The organism is Sandarakinorhabdus sp. AAP62, assembly GCF_000331225.1.
Lineage (GTDB): Bacteria > Pseudomonadota > Alphaproteobacteria > Sphingomonadales > Sphingomonadaceae > Sandarakinorhabdus.
In genome coordinates this window covers 16,829-40,379 of the sequence record NZ_ANFY01000005.1, presented here as the reverse complement: position 1 = coordinate 40,379, position 23,551 = coordinate 16,829, and the positions used below count along the sequence as shown (strand labels likewise).

Annotated in this window: 18 protein-coding genes; 7 read left to right on the top strand and 11 right to left on the bottom strand. The window is 65.4% G+C overall.

The features are described 5' to 3' along the window. Position 1: 1 nt before the first annotated feature. The 4 genes from D619_RS0104775 to D619_RS0104760 form a co-directional block, all read right to left on the bottom strand. Entirely contained in the window at positions 2-802 is an 801-nt protein-coding gene (locus tag D619_RS0104775) for a hypothetical protein (protein ID WP_017667430.1), read from the bottom strand. Beyond that, positions 799-2,007, bottom strand: coding sequence for a CoA transferase (locus D619_RS0104770; RefSeq protein ID WP_017667429.1), 1,209 nt, complete (start codon positions 2,005-2,007; stop codon positions 799-801). Before D619_RS0104770 ends, D619_RS0104775 begins: the two co-directional genes overlap by 4 nt. A gap of 22 nt (positions 2,008-2,029) precedes the next feature. Further along, positions 2,030-3,283, bottom strand: a complete 1,254-nt coding sequence (locus D619_RS0104765) for an acetyl-CoA C-acetyltransferase (protein WP_017667428.1) — start codon at positions 3,281-3,283, stop codon at positions 2,030-2,032. 73 nt (positions 3,284-3,356) lie between these two features. Next, complete coding sequence (locus D619_RS0104760; protein ID WP_017667427.1) at positions 3,357-4,499, bottom strand: acyl-CoA dehydrogenase family protein; 1,143 nt, start codon at positions 4,497-4,499, stop codon at positions 3,357-3,359. 89 nt (positions 4,500-4,588) lie between these two features. Between D619_RS0104760 and D619_RS15595 the strand changes: the two genes are divergently transcribed. Then, on the top strand, positions 4,589-5,431 hold the full coding sequence (locus D619_RS15595) for a hypothetical protein (protein WP_017667426.1): 843 nt from the start codon (positions 4,589-4,591) through the stop codon (positions 5,429-5,431). A 114-nt stretch (positions 5,432-5,545) separates the two neighbouring features. On the opposite strand, the gene D619_RS0104750 is transcribed toward D619_RS15595, so the two are convergent. Next, on the bottom strand, positions 5,546-6,121 hold the full coding sequence (locus D619_RS0104750; protein ID WP_017667425.1) for a DUF1080 domain-containing protein: 576 nt from the start codon (positions 6,119-6,121) through the stop codon (positions 5,546-5,548). 122 nt (positions 6,122-6,243) lie between these two features. On the opposite strand from D619_RS0104750, the gene D619_RS0104745 reads away from it, so the two are divergent. Then, positions 6,244-6,831, top strand: coding sequence for a carboxymuconolactone decarboxylase family protein (locus D619_RS0104745; protein WP_026090723.1), 588 nt, complete (start codon positions 6,244-6,246; stop codon positions 6,829-6,831). On the opposite strand, the gene D619_RS0104740 is transcribed toward D619_RS0104745, so the two are convergent. Beyond that, the gene (locus tag D619_RS0104740; protein WP_017667423.1) at positions 6,828-7,394 is read right to left on the bottom strand and encodes a hypothetical protein; all 567 of its coding nucleotides are present in this window, start codon (positions 7,392-7,394) and stop codon (positions 6,828-6,830) included. The two genes, D619_RS0104745 and D619_RS0104740, sit on opposite strands and share 4 nt — an antisense overlap. 102 nt (positions 7,395-7,496) lie before the next feature. Here D619_RS0104740 and D619_RS0104735 point away from each other — a divergent pair, with 102 nt between their 5' ends. Next, complete coding sequence (locus tag D619_RS0104735; RefSeq protein ID WP_017667422.1) at positions 7,497-9,893, top strand: zinc-dependent metalloprotease; 2,397 nt, start codon at positions 7,497-7,499, stop codon at positions 9,891-9,893. 7 nt (positions 9,894-9,900) lie between these two features. Then, the gene (locus D619_RS0104730) at positions 9,901-10,644 is read left to right on the top strand and encodes a class I SAM-dependent methyltransferase (RefSeq protein WP_017667421.1); all 744 of its coding nucleotides are present in this window, start codon (positions 9,901-9,903) and stop codon (positions 10,642-10,644) included. A gap of 10 nt (positions 10,645-10,654) precedes the next feature. On the opposite strand, the gene D619_RS0104725 is transcribed toward D619_RS0104730, so the two are convergent. The 5 genes from D619_RS0104725 to D619_RS0104705 all read right to left on the bottom strand — a co-directional run bounded on the left by D619_RS0104725 (position 10,655) and on the right by D619_RS0104705 (position 21,187). Then, positions 10,655-13,435: a M14 metallopeptidase family protein gene (locus D619_RS0104725; protein WP_017667420.1), complete on the bottom strand. Its 2,781-nt coding sequence runs from the start codon at positions 13,433-13,435 to the stop codon at positions 10,655-10,657. A gap of 133 nt (positions 13,436-13,568) precedes the next feature. Beyond that, positions 13,569-15,152: an amidohydrolase gene (locus D619_RS0104720; protein WP_026090721.1), complete on the bottom strand. Its 1,584-nt coding sequence runs from the start codon at positions 15,150-15,152 to the stop codon at positions 13,569-13,571. 25 nt (positions 15,153-15,177) lie between these two features. Next, on the bottom strand, positions 15,178-18,075 hold the full coding sequence (locus D619_RS0104715) for a TonB-dependent receptor (RefSeq protein WP_017667418.1): 2,898 nt from the start codon (positions 18,073-18,075) through the stop codon (positions 15,178-15,180). Between the two features lie 239 nt (positions 18,076-18,314). Next, entirely contained in the window at positions 18,315-18,791 is a 477-nt protein-coding gene (locus tag D619_RS0104710; RefSeq protein WP_017667417.1) for a DUF6702 family protein, read from the bottom strand. Further along, the gene (locus tag D619_RS0104705; RefSeq protein ID WP_026090719.1) at positions 18,788-21,187 is read right to left on the bottom strand and encodes a M1 family metallopeptidase; all 2,400 of its coding nucleotides are present in this window, start codon (positions 21,185-21,187) and stop codon (positions 18,788-18,790) included. The genes D619_RS0104710 and D619_RS0104705 overlap by 4 nt, the downstream gene beginning before the upstream one ends. Positions 21,188-21,351: 164 nt before the next feature. On the opposite strand from D619_RS0104705, the gene D619_RS0104700 reads away from it, so the two are divergent. From D619_RS0104700 to D619_RS0104690, 3 genes are read left to right on the top strand one after another with little or no spacing between them, the layout of a single operon-like run. Continuing rightward, entirely contained in the window at positions 21,352-21,648 is a 297-nt protein-coding gene (locus tag D619_RS0104700) for a hypothetical protein (protein WP_017667415.1), read from the top strand. Next, entirely contained in the window at positions 21,635-22,327 is a 693-nt protein-coding gene (locus D619_RS0104695; RefSeq protein ID WP_017667414.1) for an ATP-binding cassette domain-containing protein, read from the top strand. The genes D619_RS0104700 and D619_RS0104695 overlap by 14 nt, the downstream gene beginning before the upstream one ends. Then, positions 22,324-23,547 (top strand): ABC transporter permease, encoded by a 1,224-nt coding sequence (locus D619_RS0104690; protein WP_017667413.1) that lies wholly within the window; start codon positions 22,324-22,326, stop codon positions 23,545-23,547. Before D619_RS0104695 ends, D619_RS0104690 begins: the two co-directional genes overlap by 4 nt. Positions 23,548-23,551 lie beyond the last annotated feature (4 nt).

Genomic DNA, 23,551 nt, shown 5'->3' with positions numbered 1-23,551 from the left:
CTCACCCCGCGTTTGCGCTCATCGCTACCGTGCCGTCACAGCGGACCGCCTGCAAGCCATCATCGCTTGCTGCCAGTGCGATCGGCTGGCCGGCAAACAGCGGCGCCTGCGCCCGGAAGGCAAAGCGCTTCGCCGGCCCGTGCCGCCGTTCCCACAGGCCAAGCAGCTGCGCCGCCACCAGCGGGCCGTGGACGACAAGGCCGGGATAGCCCTCCTCGCCTTGCGCATAGGCCAGATCATAATGGATGCGGTGGGCATTGGCCGTGGCAGCGGAAAACAGGAACAGCTGCACCGAGCCGGGGGTGAACGCGGCATCACCGATCGGCAGAGGGCTGGCCGGCACGGGCAATGGCAGCGGCGGGCCATCGTCGCGCCAGACGATGGTCTGCACTTCCTCCAGCGCTTTTTCGCCTTCCTGCCAGATCTCGACCCGCACCGTGCCCAGCAGCAGCGTCCCGGTCTTGCCGGTTTTGGGCGCGAGGCTTTCCAGCACCCGCATCTGCATGGCCGGCATGCCGGCGATCAGCGGGCGATGAAAGCGATAGTCCGCGCTGGCAAACATGCGGCGCGGCAAGGAAACCGGCGGGAAGAAGCCGCCACGCACTGGATGGCCATCAACCCCACGTGGGCCCGGTGGCGGCAGAAACAGCGCCAAATGGCCAAGGGGCGGCCAGCCCAGCGCCTCCACGTCCCAGTTCAGCGCTTCGGCCAACCGCACCACATCGGGGCCGTTCAGCACCTCCTCGCGCCATTCCGGCTTGGCACGCCAGCTCTGCCAGTGGGCGATGTCGTCGGGCGTCATGCAACCAACCCTTCATCGTGCAGCTTGCCGATGGCGCCACTGGCAAGGCCTAACACTTCGGCCAGCACCGCGTCGGTATCCGCACCAAGCTGCGGCGCCGGCCGCACGGCCCCGCGCGCTTCGCCAGCAAGCGTCGCCGCCGGACCGGCAGCGGGATAGGTGAGGCCGGATTTGTGCTTCACGGTCTGGAACTGCGGATTGGCGGTGAACAGCCGCGCATCGCCATGCACGGCCTCAGCCAATGTCTGATACGGCCCCCAGGTCACGCCGGCAGCATCGAGCCGAGGCGCGAGATCGGCCAGGCCCTGTTTCGCCATCGCGCCCTCGAACAGCGGAAACAGCTGCGCCCGATGGGTGAAGCGCGCGCCCTCATCCCTGGTAAAATCGGCCCCGGTCGCCGCCTCCACCGCTGCCACCGCGTCGGCCAGCCCCAGCGCCGCCACCAAGCCGCGCCATTGCTTCGGCGTGATGGCGACAAGGTAAATGCGCTGGCCATCGGCCGTCGCGAAATCCCGCCCGAACGCGCCAAACAGATCATTGCCCAGCCGGCCGCGGTCGCCCTGCAACAGCGCCTCAGCGGCAAAACCGAGATGGGACAGCGAAGTGGCAGCCAGATCGGAAAGCGGCACCCTTATGTCCGCGCCCTCCCCCGTCTGCCGGCGGCGGTGTAGCGCGCTGACCATGGCGAACGCTGCCCAGCTGCCACCAAGCAGATCCCAGGCCGGCAGGACCGCGTTGACCGGGCGATCATCACCCACCGGCCCGGTCATCGCCGGCACGCCGACAGCCGCATTCACCGTGTAGTCCAGCGCCGGCTTGCCATCGGCCCAGCCCATGATACGGGCGGTGATGATGTCTGGCCGGCGCGCGGCAAGATTGGCGTGGCTGAGGAAACCCTCCACCGGAAAATTGGTCAGGAAAAGGCCGGCTTCGTCCCCCGGCGCCGTGGCCAATTCAATGGCCAGTTCACGCCCCTCTGGCCGCGAAAGATCGATCTGGATGGAGCGTTTGGCCTTGTTCAGCCCTTCCCAATAGAGGCTGTCACCAGCTTCGGTCAGCGGCCAGCGCTTGTAATCCGGGCCGCCGCCAATCTGGTCGATCCGGATCACCTCGGCGCCCATCTGGGCCAGATACAGGCCGCCAGTCGGCCCGGCGACAAAGGCCGCCGCTTCAACGACGCGCAGGCCGGAGAGGAGCTGGTACATCAGCCCCTCCCCCGCATTGCAATCACATGCGCTCGATGATGATCGCCGGGGCCATGCCGCCGGCCGCGCACATGGTGACCAGGCCACGCTTCAGATCGCGGCGCTCCAGTTCGTCCAGCACGGTGCCGATCAGCATCGAACCGGTGGCCCCAATGGGATGGCCCAGCGCAATCGCGCCGCCGTTCACGTTCACCTTGTCGCGGTCCAGCTTCAGATCGCGGATGAACTTTTCCGCAACCACGGCAAAGGCTTCGTTGATTTCCCACAGATCGATATCGTCCACGGTGAGCCCGGCCTTGGCCAGCACCTTGCGCGCCGCCGGCACCGGCGCATTCAGCATCAGCGTCGGGCAATCGCCCATGTTGGCCATCTGCACGATGCGGGCACGCGGTTTCAGGCCGTTCTTTTCGGCATAGGATTTGCTCGCCAGCAGCACGGCGGCCGCGCCGTCGACCACGCCCGACGAATTGCCGGCATGGTGCATATGCTCGATCTTCAGGTCCGGGTATCTGGCGTTGATCAGCTTGCGGAAGGTAGTGCCCTGGGCATCCAGCGGCATGTCGGCCAGCTTGGCAAAGCTCGGCTCCAGCTGGGAGAGGCCCTCCATCGTCGTCTGCGGACGAGGGAATTCCTCATGGTCCAGCGCCAGCGTGCCGTCTTCGCGATAGACCGGGATCACGCTCTTGGCAAAACGGCCTTCGGCAATGGCTTGCGCGGCGCGCTTCTGGCTTTCCAGGCCCAGCGCATCCACGTCGGCGCGGCTGATGCCTTCCATCGACGCGATGGCATCGCCGCACACGCCCTGGTGGCTTTGCGGGTGGTGCGCCTGCAGCCGGGCATTGCCGCTGCCCATCATCATCGGGGCCAGCCCGGCAGCACGCTCTTCCTGCGCCATCGTCGCGGTATAGCTCATCATCTCGGTGCCGCCGGCAATCAGCAGATCTTCCATGCCGCTCATGATCTGGGCGGAAGCGAGGTTCACCGAGGTGATGCCACCGCCGCAGAAGCGATCCAGCGTCATGCCGCTGGCCTTCAGATCATAGCCGGCATCCAGCGCCGCCATGCGGCCAAGGTCGCCGCCCTGGCGGCCCTTCTGGGTGGAGGTCGACCAGATGATGTCGTCCACCTCGGCGGTATTGATGTGGTTACGCTCGGCAATGGCCTTCAGCACGGCGGCGGCGAGGTGCTGCGGGTGCATGTCGGCCAGGCTGCCCTTCCCCACCTTGCCAATGCCACGCGGCGTGCGGACGGTATCGATGATATAGGCTTCGGCCATTGCAATTCTCCCTGGATTGACCGGCGCACCCTACGCTTGTGGGCACTGTCGTCGATTGCGGTTTTTGCCAGCCTCAATAGCTTTTCGGCAGGCCCAGCACATGCTCGGCGATATAGGCCAGGATCAGGTTGGTGGAGACCGGCGCCACCTGATAAAGCCGTGTTTCCCGGAACTTGCGCTCGATGTCGTACTCGGCGGCAAAGGCGAAACCACCCAAAGTCTGCATCGCGGCCTCGCCGGCCTGCCAGCTTGCTTCGGCAGCCAGCATCTTGGCCATATTGGCCTCCGCCCCGGCCACTTCGCCGGACTCATAGCGGCGGCAGGCATCGGCGACGACAAGCTTTGCGGCGTGGGCGCGGGCGTGGGCCTGGGCGAGCGGGAACTGGATGCCCTGGTTCTGCCCAATCGGTCGGCCAAACACCTGGCGTTCCTTGGCGTAACTTGTTGCCCGATCGAGGAAAAATCGGGCATCACCAATACATTCGGCGGCGATCAGGATTCGCTCTGCATTCATGCCGGAGAGGATGTAGCGGAAACCCTGTCCTTCCTCCCCAATGCGGTTGGCGGCGGGGATCTTCACATTGTCGAAGAATACCGCTGTCGTGCCATGATTCATCATGGTTTCAATCGGTTGGATCGAAAGCCCCGGGCAATCCCGCATGTCGAGCAGGAACACCGAAAGCCCCTCGGTGCGCTTCGCCACCTGGTCCTTGGGCGTGGTACGGGCGAGCAGCACCATCAAGTCACTCTGCGCGGCCCGGCTCGTCCATATTTTCTGACCATTGATCAGATAGTTGTCACCATCCCGTACCGCCGTCGTGCGCAAGGAGAGCGTGTCACTGCCCGATGTCGGCTCGGTCACGCCAAAGGCCTGCAGGCGCAGCTCGCCGCGGGCAACTGCCGGCAAATATTGGGCTTTTTGCGTCGCCGAACCATGGCGCAGCAACGTGCCCATCACATACATCTGCGCATGCGCCGCCGCGCCATTGCCGCCGCTGGCGTGGATCTCCTCCAGGATGGCGCAGGCGGCCGACAGCGGCAGGCCGGAGCCGCCAAATTCCTCCGGAATCAACGCCGAAAGCCAGCCTTCACGCGTCAAGGCCTCAACAAATTCAATCGGATAGGCATCCGCCTTGTCCTTCGCCCGCCAATATTCGCCGGGGAAGCCAGTGCAGAGTTTCGCCACGGCGGCGCGGATATCAGGCCAATCGTTCATGCCGCCATCAGGCCCCGCCGCGCCGCACTGCGCAAGCCCTCCTGATGGGCAGGGTTGCGGGCCCGACGAAGCCGGGGCAGCGTGCCGGGATGGACGCCCTGCCCCTGCTCCTCGATTGGCTGAAACCCCGGCTGAACCGCACGCCGCTGATCATCGGCCTGGCCGGCGCGCAGGGATCGGGCAAGTCCACTTTGGCGGCAGGGCTGGCGCAGCGGCTGCCGGCCGTGTCCGATCGCTGGCCGGCGGCTGGCGGCGGTGTTCCGACGGCTGGCGCCAACGCGGCGCCCGTGGCCGTCGCCGTTTCGCTTGACGATTTCTACCTGACACGCGCCCGCCGGCAGGCCCTGGCCGCAAACGTCCACCCGCTGCACGCCACCCGCGGGCCACCCGGCACGCATGATCTGCCGCTGCTGATCGACACCCTGCTGCGCGTCCGAGCCGGCCGGCCGGTGAGCCTTCCCATGTTCGACAAGCTGGCCGACGATCGCCTGCCCCCACAACACTGGCGGCACTTCGCACGGATCGACATCCTCATCCTGGAAGGCTGGTGCATCGGCGCCCGCCCGCAACCCGCTGCTCTGCTCGCCGAACCGATCAACGCGCTCGAAGCCGGCGAAGACCCGCACGCCCGCTGGCGCACCCACGTCAACCAGGCGCTGGCCGGCCACTACCAACGCGCCTGGGCGATGCTCGACACCCTCATCTTCCTCGCCGCCCCCGATTGGGCCACCGTCCCGCGCTGGCGCGCCCAGCAGGAAGCCGGCCTCTCCCGCGCCACCGGCCGGAAAGGCATGTCCCCCGCTGCCCTCACCCGCTTCTGCGCCCACTATGAACGGCTCACCCGCTGGCAACTGCTGGACACACCCCGCCACGCCAGCCTCACCCTGCGGCTGGATGGGCAGCGGCGGGTGGTGGGGGTGGAGGAGAAGTAAGAGGCCTCCGTCCCGGACCAAGTCCGGGTTGAGAGTGGAGTGGGAGTGAGAAAAGGAAAGTGGGTGCTGGGCCTCAGGCCGTGCCCGCCGGAGGCTTTTTACTTGCCTTCCAACCTAAAGCTCCCGCACCTTCACGGAGCGGAATTTCACCACGCCGGCGCCGTATTGGAGGGTGATGCGGCCGCTCATGTGTTTGGTGTCGGCCACGTTGTCCACGGTGCGCTGGCCATTGATGGTGACGGTGAAGCGGTCGCCCCTGGCGGTGATGTCCATGTGGTTCCAGCGGCCGCCGGTTTTCGGCACCGCCGCGACCGGGGCGACGCCGACGATGGCGCCGGTGGCGAAGCGTTGATCGGGGCGTTGTTCGAAGATGTTGACTTCATAGCTGTTGACCGGGGTGACCTCGGCCGGGTTGGTGCAGCGGATGAAGATGCCGCTGTTGGCGTTGTCGCTCACCCAGAATATGGCGCGGAGCTGGAAATCGGTGAAGTCTTGCGTGGAGACGAGGTAGCTGATCGGGCCGTGGTCGCAGGCGAGGATGCCGTTCTCGATGGTCCAGGCGGCATCGCCGAGCCGGGCCCAGCCATCGAGGTTGCGGCCGTTCCAGAGCGGGCACCAGCGGGCGGCTGCCCGTGCCGGCGGCGCCAGGGCGAGTGCGGCGAGGCCGCCGATGAAACTGCGTCGGTGCATGCTGCCCCCTGTGGTTCAGGCAAAGAACGCCCGGCCGGCTTCGCAGGCAGCTTAGGGGATTTCGCCGGCATTGGAAATGGCGCGGCCACGTGCCTATGATGGCAGGACAAGGGAGACACGCCATGGACCTGCCGCATCGAGTTTCCACGCCCCGCATCGCGCCGTTGGAGCCTGACGCATGGGAGCCGGCATTGCGAGAGGCGATGCTGGGCAACCGACCGGCCGAGATGGGGGCCGCCGATGCGCCGGTGTTCAACATCTTCAAGACGCTGGCCAATCACCCGAAGCTGGCGCAGGCCTTTGCGGCCTGGGGCGGGCAGGTGTTGTTCCGATCATCGCTGGATGCGCGCACCCGGGAAATGGCGATATTGCGGGTCGGCTGGCGGGCGCGGGCAACCTATGAGTGGCATCATCATGTCGCCATTGGCCGCGATTCCGCCGGGATGAGCGCGGCGGATTTCGACAAGTGCAAGGCCGGGCCGGAGCCGGGCAGTGCGGCGCCGGATGATGTGCTGCTGCGCGCGGTGGACGAGTTGATGGATGATCACTGCATCAGCGAGGCGACCTGGGCGCAGTTGGCGACGCGGTTCAGCCAGCAGCAGTTGATCGACCTGGTGTTCGCCGTGGGCCAGTACACCATGGTCTCCATGGCGCTGAACAGTTTCGGCGTGCAGCTGGAGGATGACTACAAGGTGGGCAGCGCGGGTTAGGCGCTGAAGGCCGGCGTCTCCGGCCCGTTGGCGTAGCCGGAGATGAAGGGTTTGATGCCGCCCTGCGCTGGATAGACGTGGCGGGGGTGGCGGCCGATATCGGTGCCATAGACGTGGATGCTCACCGAGACGGCGGGGTGGGCGTTGGAGACCTTGTGGATGTCTCCCACCTCTGGCCCGACCAGTTCGACGGCGCCGGGGTGGAGCGTGTGGCCATCGCCGGTGTAGCGTGGCGGGGTGGTGCCGTCGGCCACATAGTGCTGGCTGTGTTCGGCGCCGCGCAGCACGCCAACGGCGCCCCAAACGCCGTGATCGTGGATGGGCGTCGCCTGGCCGGGGCTCCAGACGAAGCTGACGATGCTGAACCGCCCGGCGGGATCGGCGTGGAGCAGATATTGCTGGTAATGATCCGGGTGCGGCTGGGCATAGGCGGGCGGCAGCCAATCGTCGTGGGCGACCAGCCGGGCCAGGGCGGCGCTCACGGCTTCGTGCGCGGCGGGCTGGGCCAGGGCGTGCTCCACCTCGGCGATGAAGCGGGCCAGGGGTTCGGGCGCTGAGATCATGACAGGGCGCAGTGTGGCGCAGGGGTGAGCCTGCGTCAAAAGCCGGCTTTCTTGTGATGCGTTCGGGTGCCACTCTGCCGGGATTGAGCAATGGGGGCAGGCATGAAGCGGTTCTTGATGGGCGCAGCGTTGGTGGCGTTGACGGGTGCAGCAACTGCAGAGGTTCGGGCGCAGGATGCGGCCTATATGCCGGTGAGCATCGACGCCGCGAAAGGCCGCGTGCTGCTGACGGTGCCGGCGCTGGATACGGATATTCTCTATTACGTCAGCCTGGCCAGTGGCGGCGGTTCGGTGGAACTGCCGTTTGATCGCGGCACGATGGATTCGAGCCTGATCCACTTCCGCCGTGTCGGCGGCAAGATATTGGTGGAGGAGCAGAATCTGGCTTTCCGCAGTCTTGCCGGCGACGCGGCGCACAAACAGGGCGTGAAGGACAGTTTCCCCACCACCATCATCGCCAGCCTGCCGATTGAAAGCGATGCCGGCGGCAAGATCGTGGTGGATGCCACCGCGCTGGTGATGCGCGATGCGGCGGGTGTGGATGCGATCATGCGCCGGGCCAACCAGGGCGCGTACAAGTTTGACGCGGGCCGATCGGCGCTGAATGCGGCGCGCACCAGGGCCTATCCGCTGAATACCGAGCTGGAGATTTTTGCCACCTTCACGGCGGACAATCCCGGTGGGCTGGTGCGCGGGGTGGCGCCGTCAGCCGAGCAGGTGACGATGCGGGTGCATCACAGTTTCCTGAAGGCCCCCACGGGTTACACACCGCGCGTGGCCGACCCGCGCATCGGGGTTTCGACGCTGCGCTTCAAGGATTTCAGCGCACCGTTTTCAGGCGGCATCGATACGGAATGGGTGACGCGCTGGCGGCTGGAGAAGAAGGACCCGACAGCGGCGCTTTCCGAACCGGTGACGCCGATCACCGTCTGGTTCGATCCGGCCATCCCGGCCCCCATCCGCCACGCCATGAAGCAGGGCCTGCTGTGGTGGAACAAGGCCTATGAAGCCGCCGGTTTCCGGAACGCGCTGGTGGCGAAGGACGCGCCGGCGGACATGGATGCGCAGGATATCCGTTACAACTACATGCAGTGGATCAACCGCGATGAGCGCGGCTTTTCATCGGGCGGTAGCTATCGCGATCCGCGCACGGGCGAGATATTGGGCGCCAAGGTGCGCATGGACAGCCACCGCATCCGCACCGTGGGCAATTATTGGGATGCCTATGCCGGCGGTCTGCCGGGCGATGGCAGCGGCGTGACGGTGGCCGATCCGGCACTGGTGAATGGCCAGTTCGATGCCATGCCGCAGGGCCAGCGCGACATGGTGCTGCTGCGCCAGGCGCTGCTGACGGCGCACGAGTTCGGCCATGCGCTGGGCTTTGGGCATAATTTTGCATCGAGCCTGAACAACCGCGCGTCGGTGATGGAATATCCGACACCGCGGGTGACGGTGAAGGGCGGCAAGCTCGACCTGTCCGAGAGTTTCCAGAAGGCAATTGGCGCATATGATGTGATGATGGCGCGATATGCCTATACGCCGCTGAAGGATGAACGGGCCGGGCTGGACGCGATCATTGCCGACATGCGCCAACAGGGCCTGCTCTATGTGCCCGACAGCGATCCGCGCTGGACCTGGTATGATGATCGGGCCACCCCGGCGGAAGGCCTGGCCGAAGCGCTGGCGGCGCGGCGGGTGATGCTGGCCAATTATGGGCCGGATTCAGTGCTGCTGCCGGGGGAACCGGTGGGCGAATTGCGCAACCTGCGGTTGTGGATGGTCTATCTCCACCACCGCTATCAGATTGAATCGGCAGTGAAATATATCGGCGGGCTCTATACCGACATCAAGGTGAAGGGCGAGCCCGGCCCGGCGACCCGCCCGATTCCGGCCAAGTTGCAGCGCGACACGCTGGCGCTGCTGCTGGAGAGTTTGAAGCCGACCGAACTGGCAATGCCGGAGAAATTGCTGGCGGAACTGACCCCCGATCCCGGCCGCAACCTGGAAGATCTGTCCGACGATCCGGTGTTCAACCAGCTGCAGGCCGCCCGCATCGCTGCCGCGCTGGTGGTGGAGCCCCTGCTCGCCCCCGACCGCGCGGCGCGGCTGGTGAGTTTGCAGGCGCGCGGGACGGACGGGGTGACCTTGCCGGAACTGATCGACGCGCTGATGGCGGCAAGCTGGAATGCGAAGGGCGGCGATGCGGCGCTGCTGCGCGTGGTGCAGAAGGCGGTGCTGGACGGGCTCATGATCCTCGGCGCGTCCACCACCACCGCGCCGGAAGCCCGCGCGCTGGCATTGCAGACTCTGGGTGATCTGGCGAAAACGCTGCCGGCAAAGGGCGGCGATGCGCTGGGGGCGGCCTTCAACAAGCAGACGGCGGCCGACATCGCGGCCTATCTCGCCGATCCGGCGGGCAAGGCGCCGAAATCGGTGGGCGTGCCGTGGGGCAAGGGCCCGCGCAGCCGCAATCCGCTGCCGCCGGGGCCGCCGCTGTAAGCCAGCCATGACTCGTTACGACACGATCGGGATCAACTATGCCGATCTGCGCATCCCCGATCCGCGGATTGCGGCAGCCATTGCGCAGGCGCTGGGGCCGGCGCGGACGGTGATCAATGTCGGCGCCGGCACCGGATCCTATGAGCCGACCGATCGCGATGTCACCGCCGTCGAGCCCTCCATCGAAATGATCCGCAAGCGCCGGCAGCCGGCTGCGGCCGTGGTGCAGGCCAGCGCCGATGCATTGCCCTTTGCCGACAAGGCGTTCGATGCGGCGATGGCGATCCTGACCATCCATCACTGGCCCGACAAGGCGGCCGGCCTGCGCGAGGTGCGGCGGGTGACGAAGGGGCGCATCGTGCTGCTCACCTTCGATCCGGCGCAGCGCCCGTGGCTGACGGATTATCTGCCGGAACTGGCGCGGCTGGATGAGGCGCAGATGCCGGCCATGGCCGATTATGCCAGCTGGCTGGGCCCCGTTCGCAGCGAGCCCTTGTGGGTGCCGCACGATTGCACCGATGGCTTTCTCTATGCCTATTGGCGGCGACCCGAAGCCTATCTCGACGCGCGCATCCGGTCAGGCAGTTCGTCCTTCTGGGCGCTGCCGGGCCTGGAGGCTGGGCTGGCCCGGCTGGCGGATGACCTCGATTCAGGCGCGTGGGATCGGCACCATGGCGAACTGCGCACGCAGCAGAGCCATGATGCCGGCTACCGCCTCATCATCGCGGAAGCGGACGGCGCGGCAGGCTGAAACGCCTGATTCAACGCGCGGCACCACCATAATGCAGCGCGTTGAACAGGAACTTGAACGTGCCATAGGCCTGGGCGCGCTGCACGATTTCGGGGCCCATCACGAACAATTTGCCGCGGCCAACATCAATGTCGGCCACGGCGATCGTGCCGGCCAGTTTTTCCTGGCCCACCGCCCAGCCGCTGCGCAGCACGGCCTTGTTCTCGAACCAGCTGACTTGCGTTGCCGTGCCTTGGCCGGCGGCCGGCACGAAGGTGGGAGAGCGATTGAAGAAGATATCCACTTCCGAGGGCAGGCCATAGGCCAGCGGCTGGCGATGATCGACCTGGGCCCGCAGCACCGATCCCGGAATGAAGAAATTCCTGGTATCGAGCGGCCGTTCCTCGCCATTCTCGATCCGGCGCTGCGCCAGCGCCAGCGGCGCGCCGAACAGCTCTGCGAAACGGGCCGAGCCGCCGATGGCGACCACGGCACCACCGCCGCGCAGGAAATCGCCCACCGCCGGAACCGTTTTCGGATCGCTGAGATTGCCGGTCATTGCCTTGAACTCGGCCGGCGTGTCCTCCGGCTTTGGCTGCGCCGCGGCGCGGTCATTGCCCCAGGCGCCCTTCCCGGGCAGCGCGCCATCGACAAACAGCAGCACATCGAAATTGCGCTTCAGGCCGCCAGCCTCGATGCGCTGCGGATAGACAAGCTCGAACGGAAATTCATATTGTTCCAGCAGCCAGCGGGTCCAGCCGGCGGTCATCAGCCCGCCATAACGGTCCACCAATCCCAGCCGGACCGGGCGCAGCCCGATGGTGGGCGAGGCCGGCGCCTTGGCAACGGCATGCGCGACCAGGCCCAGTTCGGCCACCGCCTTCCGGACCACGGCACCCGCCGCGCCGGATGCCGGCACCCAGATGGCACCGGGCGCCAGCGTTTCATTGCCCAGCGTCACGGCCTCTTTCACCCAGGCCGGCTTCACGCCGGCCTTCAGCAGCCGGTTGGTCAGGATGGCGCTGTTGTTGGTTTCGTGGCCGATCAGCCAGCCGGCATTGCCCCCTCCGGCCTTGCTGTCGCCGGTGATGCGGCCGGCGGGTGGCGCCATCAGATCGTTCACGGCGGTGAAATTGCCGGGCACATCTTCCAGCACACGATCAAAGGCCACGCCCATCTGATAGGCCAGCGTGTAACCGGCCACATCATAGGGCGCCGTGGGTGAACCGCCCGGATAGGGCACATCATTGGGATGGTCCTGCGGCTCGAACATGTCGAGCACATGTGGCCGATAGGCCTGCGCCGTGCGCACCACGAAGCTGCCGGCCGGCCAGGTCTTGCCGGCGGCCGTGAACGAGGCGGTGGCGCGTTCCACCTCCACGCCGTTCTTGATCAGCGCATTCAGGAACGTGATCGCCGTCGGCAGATCGCGCTGATCGGCGGGGATGACATAGGCGCGCGGATCCCGTTCTTCGGGTGCCTGCAGCACGCTGGCGTAGAGTTTGGGATCCACCCGCTTGGGGCCGCCGGGGCGCTGGCGGGGCTGGTCGCTGCCGTTTTCCGGCCTGAACGGCGCGGCACTGGCCAGGCGGGCGACCCTGGATGGTGTCACTGTCCAGCTGTCGCGACTGCCCTTTTCGATGCTGTTGGCGCCCATCCGCCAGATATTGAACAACAGCCGCTCACGATTGCGCGAGGCATAATCGAGCACGGCGCGGTTCAGCGTCCATTGATAGTCGAGCGTGTCCTGCAGCTTCCACGGCCGCGGACTGATCGGCAGCATGATGTCGCCGCGCGGCAGTTGCGTGGATGGCACCAGCGGAATGCTGGTGGGGGTGGGTCCGCCGATGATCTCGGTCAGCAGGCCGATGCTGTTGTGGAAATAGGCGACGCTGCGTTCCATGCCGTTGTGCCAGGTCGAATAGGGCGCCGTGCTGCGCATGCCCGAACCGGCCTTGCCTTCAGCGATCAACCGGGAATGCATGGCCGAACCCACTTCGTTCAGCGATGTCATCACGATCGGATCATAATTGTAATTGAACGGATCGCGGAACGGCGGCACGAACACCACCATGCCGTCCGGCCCGGTCTGATGCTGGTTGTAGACGATCTGCGGATACCATTGCCGGAACAGCACGCGGTTGACATTTTCCGTTTCCGGCATCTGCACCATATAGGAGTCACGATTATTGTCGTGGCCGATATATTTCTGGTAAAGCCTTGGTATCGTATCGAATTCCCGGCTTTTCGGGTCTGCGTGGCGCATGTACCAATTGCTCACCAATTCCATGCCGTCGGGATTGTCGTGGCCGAACAGGATGATGCATTCGTCCAGCATGCGCAGGGTTTCGGCGTCGTTCTGGGTCAGCATGCGGTGCAGCACCTGGATCTGCCCTTGCGCGGTGACGGTTTCGGTGGCGTGCAGGCCGGCATCGATCCACACGACTGCCTTGCCCTGCGCCGCCAGCGCCCGGGCCTGTGCCTCGTCCACGCCGCGGGCCCGCGCCAGGCGTTCGGCGATGCGGCGATATTCCTCCAGCTTCGCGAGATTGGCCGGGGTGGAAACGATCGCCACCCACATGGTGCGGCCTTCGGCGGACTTGCCGATATCGACCAGCTTCAAGCGGTCGGACTCGGTCGCCAGCTTCTTCAGATAGCTCTCATACTCGGTGTAGTTGGCCAGATAATAATCCGTGCCGGGCGGCTGCTTGAAGAAATCCCCAGGTGCAGTGGCGCGCGCGGTCTGCGCGAGGCTGGCGGCCGGCAGGGCCAGCAACGCGGCCGAAACAAACAGCCAATGCGATTTCATCATCTTCACTCTCCGCTCACGCCATGCTGGCGTGCCGCTGTGCCGTTCAAACGTCAACGATCAAACATGGGGGGCCAAAACAAGGAGGGCCGGCACCTCGCGGCACCGGCCCTTCCCGTTTGCGCTCACCAAAGGCTCACTTCACCTTGGCAAAGTCTTCGTAATTGATGCCAAGCTGTTCCAGATAGGTCTTGTACTTGGCCGGATCATAATAGAACGGCATCTGCTGCGGCCGCATCTTGGCCATGATATCGGCGTTCAGCCAGATCGCCGGCTTGTCTTCGGCCGTCAGCAGCGGGTCATACGTGTCGCTCTTGAACTGTACGTCCTGCTGATAGGCCTTGGCATCCGCAATGATCTTGGGCGTGGTGGCCAGATCGAGGATGGTCATGGCGACCGCCTTGGCGCCGACCATCACGCCCTTGTGGGCAATGGGCGTCGCCATGGCGATGGCCGACTGGCGGTTGTGGCCAATGGCGTTGGGAATGTTGGACGGGTAACGGATGGTGACGGTGGGCACCGTCCACATGATGTCGCCGATGTCATCCGAACCGCCGCCCATCGATTGGCCGCGCAGATCAGGCGTGGAAAGCGGGGCGAGCGTGGTGACCAGCGGTTCCACCTTCACCCCGTTGGCCTGCTGCATCGCCTTGGCAAAGCCCTGGTCCGCCGCGCTCCATGTCGGCAGGCCAACGGCCTTGATATTGGCATAGAGCGCCTCGGCCAGCGGCTTGTTGCCATAATTGGGCGCGGCATAGCCAAGCGTGCGCTTGGTCACCGTGGTATCGGTGGCCATGGCGGCGGCGGCGGCGATGCGGTTGCCGATTTCATAAAGGCCGCGGATCTTGGCGAAATTGCCTTCGCGGAAATAATACCAGACGCTGGCCTTTTCCGGCACGATGTTGGGCTGGCCGCCGCCTTCGGTGATCACATAATGGCTGCGCTGGGTGACGGGCAGATGCTCGCGCCGCATGTTCCAGCCGATGTTCATCAGTTCCACGGCATCCAGCGCCGAGCGGCCGTCCCACGGCTGGCCGGCGGCATGGGCGGTCTTGCCCTTGAACGTATATTCCACGCTGACCATGCCGTTGTTGCCGGCCGGGCCCCATTGCGTGCCCAGATCGCGGCCAACGTGGGCGAAGATCGACGCATCGACATCCTTGAACATGCCGGCGCGCACATAATAGGCCTTGGTGGCGAGCAGTTCTTCGGCAACGCCGGGCCACAGCATCAGCGTGCCCTTGATGCCGTTCTTTTCCATCACCTGCTTGGCGGCCAGGGCGGCGACGATCATCATCGGCATGCCGCTGTTGTGGCCTTCGCCGTGGCCGGGGCCGCCTTCCACCATCGGCTTCATCTGCACGACGCCGGGATATTGCGACAGGCCGAGCAGGCCATCGATGTCACTGCCCAGCGCAATCTTGGGGCCGGGACCGTTGCTCCACGTGGCGGTAAAGGCCGTCGGGATACCAGCGGCGCCGCGCACCACGGTGAAGCCGTTCTTTTCCAGGATGCCGGTCAGATATTCGCTGGTCTTGTGTTCCTGGAAACCGGGTTCGGCATAGCTGAACACCATGTCCACCATTTCCTGCGCCAGCTTGGCCTGCGCATCGACCAGTTCGGCGGCGACCTTCTTCTGGGCCGGCGTGGCCAGCGCGAACGCCGGACTGGCCATCACGCTTGCCGCCAGCAATGCCGCGATCATCGTTTTAGTCTTCATGGTCAAAGCCCCCCTGTTGGCTCGATCAATATTCGAAACGCACGCCCATACGGTACACGCGGCCCAGCACATCATACAAGCTGCGGTTGGTCTGCGGATAGGCCGGCGTGTTGTTGCCGGTCGGGCCGTTGCCGACCAGCACCGGATCGCTGTTCAACAGGTTGCGCACATAGAGGAACAGATCGACCTTGGAGCCGCCCAGCTTCACCTTCTTGGTGATGGAGGCATCGACATACCATTGGCCGGCGATGCGGTTGTTGTTGATGGTGCGGGCCTGCGGCGTGGAGACCGGGCAGCCGGTGGTGCATTCGATGAAGTTGTTGTCGTACACCCCATCCGAGAAGCCGCGGCCGACGAGGTTGAAGCTCCAGCTGTCGATCTCGTAATTGGCGGTGAGGCGATAGTTCCACGACGGCGTGGCATCGCCGCCGCCGGCATTCTGGCCGGCCAGATCGCGGGCAACGTCGATGCCGTTGTCGATGATGTTGTCGATATAGTGGCTGACGAGGCCGCGCAGCGTGGCCTTGCCCCCGCCCAGATCAAAGCGATAGCTGGCTTCCAGATCGATCCCGCGCACCTTCACCGAAGCAAAGTTGAACGGCACCAGCCGGATCGAGGTGATCGGGCTGGCGGCACCCGGCGTGCCGTTGAAGGTGATGAACTGGCACAGATCCTGGCGGTTCTGTTCGATGCACAGCGAGGTGATGGTCTGCGCCGAGATGGTGGAAATCGCGCCCGAAAGATCAATGTCGAAATAATCCACCGAGGCGGCAAAGCCGGGCAGGAAGCTGGGCGTGAAGACGCCGCCGATGCCCCAGGTGAGTGCCGTTTCCGGCTGCAGTGCGGTGTTGCCGGTGGTCTGTTCGAGGAACTGATCGGTGCGCTGGCCGCCGCCGGGCTGCGCCACGTTCACCGTGTTGGTGCGGGCGGTGCCAGGGGCGAAGAGTTCGTTGAGGTTGGGCGCGCGGATGTCGCGGCTGCGCACGACGCGCAGCTTGAAATCATCGATCACCTGCCAGGTGGCGCCCAGTTTCCAGGTGGTGACGCTGCCGGAGGTGGAATAATCGGTGACGCGCACGGCGCCGTTGAAATCCAGGCCCTTGGCCAGCGGCACCACGGTTTCGGCGAAGGCTTCCTTCACCGTATAGCTGCCCCTGGTGACCAGGTAGTTGCCGTAGAGCCAGCCGCTGTTGAACTGCGGATCGACCGAGCCATCCACCCGTTCCCGGCGATACTCGCCACCAAAGGCGAAGCTGACCGGGCCAGCCCAGGTGTCGAACAGGTCGTTGGTGGAGATGTTCAGCGCCGCCACGTCCTGGCGCAGGGTCTGGAAACGCTGCGGCTGCTGGCCGTTGTTGAACACATAATCGATGGCGGCCTGCGTCACGCCGCCGATGCCGATGCGGTTCAGCGGAACGCAGCCGTTGGTCGGGTTGGTGAGCGTGGAGCGGCAGACGATGGTGCCCGCCGCGATGCCGGCGGCGTTGCCGGCCGGCGCCCGCACCGCATCCTGGGCCAGGCTGACCCGGCTGTTGAGCCAGGTGTTGGTGAGCAGTTCGTTGGTGCGGGCGATACCGGCCTGATAATAGGCCGCATATTTCCAGCTGCCCTTGCCCAGTTCGAATTCGCCATCGGCGCCGGCAACGAAGCGATAGACTTCGCGGGTGTTGTTGGAACCCGCGGCCGGGAAGCCATTGTTGCTGGTGCCGATCGAGATGCTGGTGAGGCCGCGCGCTGTCATGTCGGCCACCAGCGCGGTGGGCAGGAAGGCGTTGTCGCGCTGGATGGTGACGCCAACGCTGGGCGTCTGCTGGTAGAAGCTGCGGCCGTTGTAGCCGGAATAGCTGTACTGCACGAACGGCACGAAGGCCGGGCTGACCTCAAAGCTGAGGCGGCCAAAGACGTTGCCGCGCTCTTCATCGGGCGACAGGCTGTTGGTGTTCAGATGGCCATCGCGGCTGATCAGATAATCGCCGCCGATCATCCACTGGCCGCGATTGGGGCCATAGGTGAACTGGTTCAGGCTGGCCTGGCCGTTGGTGATCTGGCCAAAATAGGTGCCGCGCAACGGGCCGGTGTTGATGATGCCGCCGGGCGTGAACTGATAGGTGCCGATGCCGCTGCCCACCAGGCGTTCGGGCTGGCCGTTGCCCTGCACGAAAGCCGGATTGTCGATCTGGAAAAAGCCGCTCTGCTGCCAGGGGCGATCATAGGTATCAACGCCCTTCTGGGTGAAATAATCGCCGGCCAGCAGCACCTTGCCGCGGCCATCGGCGAAATCGAAACCGCTGGTGATGCGGAACGTGTGGTTGGGCGTATCGCCGTAATCGGTGATGCCGAATTCATATTCGGCGCGGAAGCCCTTGAAATCGCGGTTGAGCGCGAAGTTGACCACGCCGGCGACGGCATCGGAACCATAGGCCGACGAGGCGCCGCCGGTGACGACTTCAACGCCCTTGATCAGGCCCTGCGGCACCGTCTGCGTATCGACGAAGCCCACCGGCGTGGAGGCGACCGATCGCTGCCCGTCGATCAGCACCAGCGTGCGCGCGGCGCCGAGGTTGCGCAGGTTGACCGTGGCGATGCCGGCCTGGCCGTTGGACAGCGAACCCGAGTTGGTGGACGAGCTTTGCGAGCCGCGCACCGAAGGCAGCGTGTTCACATAATCGCCGATATTGGCCTGCGGTTCGGCCTTCAGTTCAGCCTCGGTGACCACGGAAACCGGCGTTGGCGCATCATAGCCGGTACGGGCGATGCGGGAACCGGTGACGGTGATGACGCTGGTTTCTTCCGCGGCCTCCGGATCGGCATCGGCGGTCGTCGGCGCGGTTTGCGCCGCGGCCGGCATCACCATGGCCAGCGAGGCCACCCCCAGCAGGGCCAGCCAGCGAACACGATCTGCAGCGCGGTTGTTCGTCGTCATCAGTCTGGACCCCCATCATGCCCGGCCTGCACCGGGGCGAAAATTGCCGTCACTGCCGGGCCCGGGGTGCGCCTTGCCGTTGGCACGTGCCCCGATTCTGGCCTGACATTGCGCGTGACAGATGCATGACACGCAGCCGCAGGGCGTTACGTTGTTTGGCGTAGAGGGGCAGATCAGCGCCGTCGGAGCCGCCGCCGCAGCTGCGACACGTGCGCACAGGCGCAGGTTCAGGCGGGGCTTCAGTCGCTGGCGAGGTTCACCGGCTTTTCCGGATCGCCGGGACGAAACTGCAGCGTGCGGGTAAGGCCGCCGCGCCGCACATTCACCTGGGTGGAATGATCGTCCCACGTCTCGCCAAACAAGGCCCCGGCGATCAGCACGGTTTTTGGCCTGCCCTTCAAACGGCCAATGTAGCGCAGCAGCACCGTGTCGCCGGCCAATGTCTGCCCGGCCGGTGCCAGCCGCACCCCGCTGATGCGGAAACGCTGGCCGACATAGGCCACCAGCGCCTGCAGCGCATCCGGATCATCCAGACTGGGCTGGGCATCCGGCGCGATATCGACCAGCGCCGGTTCGACATCATGGGCCTGTAGATGGTGGGTGACGGAGACAGCGCCGGACCGGGCGTCAATCTCCACCACGGCCAGGCTGGCATGGCCGCGATGCGCTGCCGCTGGCACAGCCAGCAGCAGGGCGATCGCCGCCAGCAGCCTCACTTTTCGTCCTTTTTCTCGTCTTTCTTAGATGGCCGCGTTTTGGTGCTGTCCGGCGTCACTTCCACTTCGCTGTCGGCCATGCGGTTGTCGGCGCCGGCGGGTTCGTCGCGCACCTTCAGCACGGCGGGCTCGATCCGGCGCGGGAAGGCGTTGTTGCTGCGATCGGCATCCGCGGTTTCCCACAGCGGATCGACTTCGGCGCTTTTCAGCGTCTTGGGGCTCACATGCTGCCAGGTCACCGCCTTGTGGTTGCGGCGCCACAGTTCGGCCGGGATGCGGATGGTCTCGCTGGTGCCGTCGGTATAATCCAGCTTCAGGATCACCGGCATCACCAGGCCGCCGATATTGCGGAAGCAGAAGTGATAGAAATTGTCCTTGAAGCCCAGCACGGCGGCTTCCTCGGGCTCCAGCTTCTTCTGCAGGGACTCATAGTCCTTGCGGTCCTTGGCGGTCACCGTGAAGCGGTCAGTCTCGTCATAGAAGTCGCGCGTGGACGGATCGCGTTCCTTCACCGGCACCTGGGTGTTGCGCGCGGCCGTCAGCGATTGCGGCTCGGCCTTCTTGCGCTCACGATTATAGGCCTTTTCCACCTCCGGATTGCGGGTGTCGAGCCGAGCCTGCACCACCTTGTCGAGGCTGATGTCGACATGGTCGGTCGAATAGAACCAGCCGCGCCAGAACCAATCGAGATCAACACCCGAGGCCTCTTCCATGGTGCGGAAGAAATCATAGGGCGTCGGCCGCTTGAAGCGCCAGCGGCGGCTATATTCCCGGAAGGCGAAATCGAACAATTCGCGGCCCAGGATGGTTTCGCGCAGGATCACCAGTGCGGTCGCCGGCTTGGTATAGCCGTTGTTGCCGAACTGCAGCAGGCTGTCGCTGTGCGTCATCAGCGGCACCTGATCGCTGCTCACCATATATTCGACAATGTCGCGCGGTTCGCCGCGCGAGCGCGGGAATTCCGGATCCCAGCGCCGTTCGGCCTCGAATTCCAGGAAGCTGTTGATGCCTTCGTCCATCCACGTCCACTGGCGCTCGTCGCTGTTGACGATCATCGGGAACCAGCTGTGGCCGACTTCGTGGATGACGACGCCGATCAGGCCATATTTGGCGCGCTCGGTATAGGTGAGCTGGCCGGTCTTCTTGTCCTTCACCGGGCGCGGGCCGTTGAAGGTGATCATCGGATATTCCATGCCGCCCACCGGGCCGTTGACGCTCTGCGCCGTCGGATAGGGATAGGCGAAGGCAAACTCGCCATAGATATCAATGGTATGGGCGATGGCCTTGGTGGAATAGGCATCCCACAGCGGGCGGGCTTCCTTGGGATAGAAGCTCATCGCCATCACCAGCGGGTTGGACGGATCATCCTGTTTGACGCCCATCGCATCCCAGACGAACTTGCGGGACGACGCCCAGGCGAAATCACGCACGTTGCTGGCGGTAAAGCGCCAAGTGCGGGTGCCGCTGGCCGTCTGCTTTTCCGCCGCCAGCGCTTCGGCCGGGGTGACGATATAGACCGGCTCCTTCGCCGTGCGGGCCTGCGCCAGGCGCGCGCGCTGCGCCGCGCTCAGGATCTCGGGATTGGCCAGCACGCCGGTGGCCGAAACGACATGATCGGCCGGCACGGTGATCGACACATCATAATCGCCGAATTCCAGCGTGAACTCGCCGTCGCCAACGAAGGCCTTGTTGTGCCAGCCTTCATAGTCGGAATAGACCGCCGCGCGCGGGAACCACTGGGCGGCAAGGAACAGGCAATTGCCGTCCTGATCCGGCTTGGTGAAACATTCATAGCCCGACCGGCCGCCCACCACCCGGGTTTCGGGCATCGGCAGGGTGAATTCGATCTTCACGGTGGCGACACCGCCGCTGGCCAGCGCCGACGGCAGGTCGATGCGCAGCAGCGTGTCCACCACGGTGAATTTCAGCGCCCGGCCCGCAGCATCCGTCACCTTCAGCGCATTGAAGCCGCCTTCCCATTCCTTGTAGCGCATGACCTTGCGCACCTCGGTCATGCTCACACTGCCGCCCGGCGACACGGTTTCCGTGCGCTCGGCGATATGGTTGCGCTTGTAATTCTGATCGAGCAGCAGCCACAGATATTTGAGCGAATCCGGGCTGTTGTTGCGATAGGTGATGGTCTCCACGCCGCTGATCGTGCGGGTGGCCTCGTTCAGGCTGGCGGAGATGCGATAATCCACCTTCTGCTGCCAGTAACGATGGCCCGGCGCGCCGGCGGCGTTGCGATAATCGGTCGGGGTGGGCCAATCCTCGCCTTCCAGCTGGCGGAACTTGTCGACGAAAGCACCCTTGGTCTGCTCGATCGGGCTGGCCTGTGCCGTTGCCCCCAGCAGGGCGAGCGCCGCCCACATCACTACCCGTCCCAGCACGCGCATCTTGATCCCGTCCCTTGCAGCTCAATCGTTGCCCATTGCCGCGCTGGCCGGTCCTTGGCAAGCACCGCCACCGCGTCTGCGGCATTTGCCCACCGGCAGACGCGTTGCCGGGGGAGCGCGAATGTGACATTGTGTCGTGACTGAGTCGATGGGAGGGGTTTTCCATGCGCCTGATCGCCGTTGTTGCTGCCACTGCCATTCTGGCGTCTGCCGGTGCTGCCAGCGCTTGCGCCTTTGATGGCATGCCGGGTTACAGCCACTATGCGCCCGATGGCAGCGATCCCTATGCCGGTGCCTATGCCGAGGCCGCGGCCCGCATTGCCGAACAGCGCCGCCAGGAAGCCATTGAAAATGCTCGCCTTGCCATGCTGAAACGGCTGGGCATGAAGGATGATGTCGCCACTGCGCAGGCTACTGCCGGCGCAGTTGGCGCTGTAGCCTTGGCCAATGTCCAACCCTGATACGCTGACCAATTCGAAGACCGCGCAAGGGCCCCTGGTGGAAGCCAGGGGCCTTTCGCATGAGCGCGATGGCCGCACGGTGATGGCCATCGGCGATTGGCAGCTGCAGCCCGGCGCCCACGCCCTGCTGCTGGGGCCATCGGGTTCAGGGAAAACCACTTTCATCAACATCGTCACCGGCCTGCTCACCCCCAGCCACGGCGCGATCAGCGTGGCGGGCGAGGTGATGAGCGCCCTGCCGCCTGTGGCCCGCGATGGCTTGCGCCGCCGCACCATCGGGCTGGTGTTCCAGACGCTGCGGCTGATCCCGGCCTTGAGCGTGACCGACAATCTGGCCCTGGCCCAGCAACTGGCGCTGGGCCATGTTGATCGCGCTGCCATTGCCGGCATGATCGACCGGGTTGGCCTTTCGCATCGCGCTGCTGCCCGGCCACGCCAGCTTTCGCAGGGCGAAGGCCAGCGCGCCGCCATCGCCCGCGCACTGATCACCCGGCCGCGGCTGGTGGTCGCCGACGAGCCGACCAGCGCGCTGGACGATGCCAACGCTGCACGCATGATCGATCTGATGTTCGACGTGGCCGATGCCACCGGCGCGACGCTGCTGGTTGCCACCCATGATGGCCGCATCGCGCCGCGCTTTGCCAACCGGCTCAACCTGATGGCGCCGGTGGCGGCATGATCGGGCTCAGCCTTGCGTACCTCAGGGACCGCGGCCTCAACACCGCGCTCAACATCCTGTTGCTGGCGCTGAGCGTGGCCAGCCTCGTCATCCTGCTGCTGTTCTCCAGCCAGCTCGAAAACCGCTTCGATCGCGATGCGCAAGGGGTGGACATGGTGGTGGGTGCCAAGGGCTCGCCGCTGCAGCTGATCCTGAGTTCGGTCTATCATGTCGATATCCCGACCGGGAATGTGCCGCTCGAAACGGTCGACCTGCTGCGCCGGCAGCTGGGCGTCGCCGAAGCCATCCCGCTGGCGCTGGGCGACAGTTTCCGATCGTTCCGGATCGTCGGCACCGAACCGGCCTATCCGGCGCTGCTGGGCGCATCGCTGGCCGATGGCCGCATGTTTGCCGCGAAGATGGAGGCGGTGATCGGTGCCGATGTGGCGGCGCGCACGGGTGCCAATCTCGGCCAGCGTTTCGTGGGCGGCCACGGCATGAGCAGCGGAGAGGATGGCCCCCGCCACGAGGAAACGCCGTTCATCGTGGTGGGCCGCCTGCAACCCACCGGCACGGTGATCGACCGGCTGATCCTGACCCGGGTGGACAGCGTGTGGGAAGTGCACGGCATCGAGCGCCCGGACGCGCATCACGACGATGAAAGCGAGGCGGAGCACGAGGCCCATGCCGGTGCAGCCGAAGTCACCGCCGTGCTGGTGCGCTTCGGCAGCCCGATTGCGGCGGTGCGCCTGCCCGGCTTCATCAACCGCCAGACCAATCTGCAGGCCGCGGTGCCGGCGGTGGAAGTCTCCCGCCTGCTGGCACTCGTCGGCGTTGGGCTGGATGCGGTGCGCGCCTTTGCCGTGCTGCTGATGCTCACCGCCGGCCTGTCCATCTTCGTGGCGCTGCTCACCGCGCTGAAGGAGCGGGAGGGGGACATGGCGATGCTGCGGGTGATCGGTGCCAGCCGCGCGGCGATCATCGGGCAGGTGGCCAGCGAGGGGCTGATATTGGCCAGTGCGGGGGCCGCCCTGGGGCTGTTGCTGGGCCATGGCGTGATCGGGATGGCGGCGGCCAGCATCGAACAATTGCGTGCGCTGGGGCTGAACGCGCTGGCCTTCCACCCCGGCGAAGCGCTGATTGTCGCCGCCGCACTGGGGATCGGGCTGATTGCCGCCTTGATTCCCGCGCTCAGGGTGCTCAAGACTGATATTGCCGAAACGCTGGCAAACGCCCGCTAGGAGG